The organism is Sphingobium sp. ba1, assembly GCF_000743655.1.
Lineage (GTDB): Bacteria > Pseudomonadota > Alphaproteobacteria > Sphingomonadales > Sphingomonadaceae > Sphingobium.
This window is the reverse complement of sequence record NZ_JPPQ01000031.1, coordinates 1-3,689: the sequence shown is the minus strand read 5'-3', so window position 1 is coordinate 3,689 and position 3,689 is coordinate 1. Positions and strand designations below refer to the sequence as shown.

The following is a 3,689-nucleotide window of genomic DNA, read 5'->3' as shown; positions in this document are numbered from 1 at the left end:
CAGCGCGTCAATGTCCGTCTGCGCCGTCAGCGTGGGTGCCTCATGCGCCAGCACGTCGCCAATGCGTCCATGTATGATGGGTCGACTGCCTGCTGGGAGGCGATCGGCATGGCGCGGCGCATCACCAAGCGGGGCAAGGCGATCCTGTCGTCTGGCCTGCACCCCCATTATGTGTCGGTCGCGCGGACGATGGCGAAGTTCACCGGCGACGTGCTGGCGCATGAGGCACCCACGCTGACGGCGCAGACGGACATTGACGCGCTGATCGCGGCGATCGACAAGGATGTGAGCTGCGTCGTGGTGCAATATCCCGACATTTTGGGCCGCATTGCCGATCTGACGCCGCTCGCCGATGCGGCGCATGCGGCGGGCGCGTTGCTGGTGGCGGTGGTGACGGAGCCGGTGGCGCTGGGCGCGCTGGTGCCGCCGGGCGAGATGGGCGCGGATATCGTCGTGGGCGAGGGCCAGTCGATCGGCGTCGGCCTGCAATTTGGCGGGCCGTATCTCGGCCTGTTCGCATGCAAGCAGAAATATGTGCGGCAGATGCCGGGGCGCCTGTGCGGCGAGACGGTGGATGCGGCGGGCAAGCGCGGCTTCGTGCTGACGCTGTCGACCCGCGAGCAGCATATCCGCCGCGAGAAGGCGACGTCGAACATCTGCACCAATTCAGGGCTCTGCGCGCTGGCGTTCAGCATTCATATGACCTTGCTGGGGGAACGGGGCCTGCGGGACATGGCGAGCCTCAATCACGGCCTGGCTGTGCAGGCCGCCGATCGGCTGGCGCAGGTGCCGGGCGTGACCTTGCTCAACGACAGTTTTTTCAATGAGTTCACCCTGGTCCTGACCAGGGATGCGCGCGATGTCGTGCGCAGCCTGGCCGACAAGGGCGTGCTGGGTGGCGTGTCGCTGGGGCGGCTGTTCCCCGATGCACCCGCGATCGGCAAGGGGCTGGTGGTCGCAGTGACCGAAACGGTGACGGCAGAGGATATAGAGGCGCTGGCCACGGCGCTTGAGGAGGAACTGGTATGACGATCTCTCCTTATTCCGTTCGGGCTGAGCTTGTCGAAGCCCCGTCCTTCTCTCCGAAGAAAAGTGCAGCCCTTCGACAAGCTCAGGGCGAACGGTTTGTGGTGAAAGGTTTGTTCGTATGACCATGCTCAAGGAAGGCCGTCCCACCACGCCGGTCGCGGTTGCACACGCGCATATGGCTCCGGCGACGGTGACGGGAAATCGCGCGCTGATGCTGGAAGAGGCGCTGATCTTCGAGATTGGATCGACCGAAACGACCGGCGTCGATTTCGCGCCCGCGCCGAAGGTTGCGAGCCGGCTTGGCGGGTTGGAGCGCAAGGCGATCGGCCTGCCGGGCCTGTCGGAACAGGAAACGGTGCGCCACTATACGCGGCTATCGCGGCAGAATTATGCCATCGACCTGGGCCTGTTTCCGCTCGGCTCCTGCACGATGAAGCATAATCCGCGCCTGAATGAAAAGGTCGCGCGGATGCCCGGTTTTGCGGACCTGCACCCGCTGGCCCCGCAATCGACGGTGCAGGGCGCGTTGGCGGTGATTCATGAACTGGCACAATGGCTGGTGACGCTGACGGGGATGCATAGCGTGGCGATGAGCCCCAAGGCGGGCGCGCATGGGGAGTTGTGCGGGCTGCTCGCGATCCGCGCAGCGCTGGAGGCGCGGGGCGATGCGCGCTCGGTGGTGCTGGTGCCCGAAAGCGCCCATGGCACCAATCCGGCCACGGCGGCCTTTTGCGGCTATCAGGTCGAGGATATTCCCGCGACGCCCGAAGGCCGCGTCGATCTGGCGGCGCTGACGGCGCGGCTTGGGCCCGATGTGGCGGCGGTGATGATCACCAACCCCAATACATGCGGGCTGTTCGAGCGCGACCTCAAGACGATTTCCGATGCCGTCCATGCGGCGGGGGCGTTCGTCTACTGCGATGGGGCGAATTTCAACGCCATCGTCGGGCGGGTGCGGCCGGGCGATCTGGGCGTCGATGCGATGCATATCAATCTGCACAAGACCTTCTCGACACCGCATGGCGGCGGCGGTCCCGGCTCCGGGCCGGTCGTGCTGTCGGCGGCACTGGCGCCCTATGCGCCGCTGCCCTTTGTTGAGAAGCAGGGCGACCAGTTCGTTCTGATCGAGGAGGAATCCGCGCAGGATCATCGTGGCGGCACCTTTGGCCGGATGGTGGCTTTCCACGGGCAGATGGGCATGTTCACCCGCGCGCTCGCCTATATCATGAGCCATGGCGCGGACGGGTTGCGGCAAGTGGCGGAGGATGCGGTCCTCAACGCCAATTATATCCTGCGCAGCCTGGACGATGTGCTGGACGCGCCATTCGGCACCAGCGGGCCGTGCATGCATGAGGCGCTGTTCAGCGACAAGGGGCTGGCCGAGGGCTTCACGACGCTCGACATCGCCAAGGGGCTGATCGACGAGGGCTTCCACCCGATGACCATGTATTTCCCGCTGGTCGTCCATGGCGCGATGTTGATCGAGCCGACCGAGACGGAGAGCAAGGCGGCGCTCGACCAGTTCATTATGGCTCTGCGGTCGTTGGCGGAACGGGCCAAGGCCGGAGACGAGGCGTTGAAGGGCGCGCCCTATCATGCGCCACGTCGTCGCCTGGACGAGACGCTGGCGGCGCGCAAGCCGGTGCTGACTTGGGAAGCGCCGGTGATGGCGCAGGCGGCGGAATGACGGCCTGGATTCCGGGCGAAGCGGACGGCGAAGCGTATAAGCGCCACGCCCCCGCGACGCTGCGGAACCGGGATGCGATATTGGCGGTGCTGCGTGCGGCATTGCCATCGTCCGGGTTGGTGCTGGAAGTGGCGAGCGGGAGCGGCGAACATGCGGTGCATTTCGCCGCTGCGCTGCCTGCGCTCGACTGGCAGCCGAGCGATCCCGATCCGGCCGCGCTGGCGTCGATCGAGGCGTGGCGCGCGGAAGCGCGTCTGCCCAATCTGCGTGCGCCGATGCTGCTGGATGCAGCGGCGGACTGGCCGATCGACCGGGCGGATGCGATGGTGTGCATCAATATGACCCATATCAGCCCATGGGCAGCGACGGTGGGATTGTTCACGCATGGCGCCAGGCTGCTTCAGACGGGCGCGCCGCTGATCCTCTACGGTCCCTATTTTCAGGCCGATGTCGCGCCAGCGCCCAGCAATGTGGAGTTCGATGCCAGCTTGCGCGCGGCCGATCCGCGTTGGGGGATAAGGGCGTTGGAGGATGTGGCTGCGCTGGCGACGACGCAGGGCTTTGCGCTCGATCGCGTTGAGGCGATGCCCGCGAACAATCTGACGCTGATCTTTCGCCGCGCCTGACCTGCCGCTAGTCACAGCTTGCCAGAGCGTGGCCCTGCGATAGCTTCCCGCCCGATAAACAGGGCAAGGGGAGGCACGGATAATGCAGAGCATGATGGCGCGGCCTGCCCATGTTCCGGCGGATCGGATCGTCGACTTCGACATTTTTGCGCCGCCCGGTGTCGAACAGGATTATTTCGCGGCGTGGCAATCGCTGGTGCGCGAGGATGGTCCCGGCGTCGTGTGGACCAGCGCCAATGGCGGCCATTGGATCGCGACGCGCGGCGAGATTGTCCGCGCGCTGTGGGCGGACAATGTCCGGCTGTCGAGCGAAGTGCTGGCGGTGACGCCGGGGCTTGGCGAGGTGA

General features: G+C 65.9%; 3 protein-coding genes and 1 pseudogene. All 4 read left to right on the top strand.

Translation table 11 applies throughout. The features are described from left to right. A partial coding sequence (gcvPA, locus tag IL54_RS02280) for an aminomethyl-transferring glycine dehydrogenase subunit GcvPA (RefSeq protein WP_052027516.1) occupies positions 1-1,029 on the top strand: 1,029 nt, incomplete at its 5' end. Between the two features lie 118 nt (positions 1,030-1,147). Next, positions 1,148-2,716: an aminomethyl-transferring glycine dehydrogenase subunit GcvPB gene (gene gcvPB, locus IL54_RS02275; RefSeq protein ID WP_037472802.1), complete on the top strand. Its 1,569-nt coding sequence runs from the start codon at positions 1,148-1,150 to the stop codon at positions 2,714-2,716. Then, entirely contained in the window at positions 2,713-3,342 is a 630-nt protein-coding gene (locus IL54_RS02270; protein WP_037472801.1) for a DUF938 domain-containing protein, read from the top strand. Before gcvPB ends, IL54_RS02270 begins: the two co-directional genes overlap by 4 nt. An 82-nt stretch (positions 3,343-3,424) precedes the next feature. Continuing rightward, positions 3,425-3,689, top strand: a pseudogene (locus IL54_RS02265) (cytochrome P450); the annotation flags it as partial.

Excerpts from the sequence above, each read along its gene's own strand:
- gcvPB (WP_037472802.1), top strand. The coding sequence starts at position 1,148 with ATGACCATGCTCAAGGAAGGCCGTCCCACCACGCCGGTCGCGGTTGCA.
- IL54_RS02270 (WP_037472801.1), top strand. The coding sequence starts at position 2,713 with ATGACGGCCTGGATTCCGGGCGAAGCGGACGGCGAAGCGTATAAGCGC.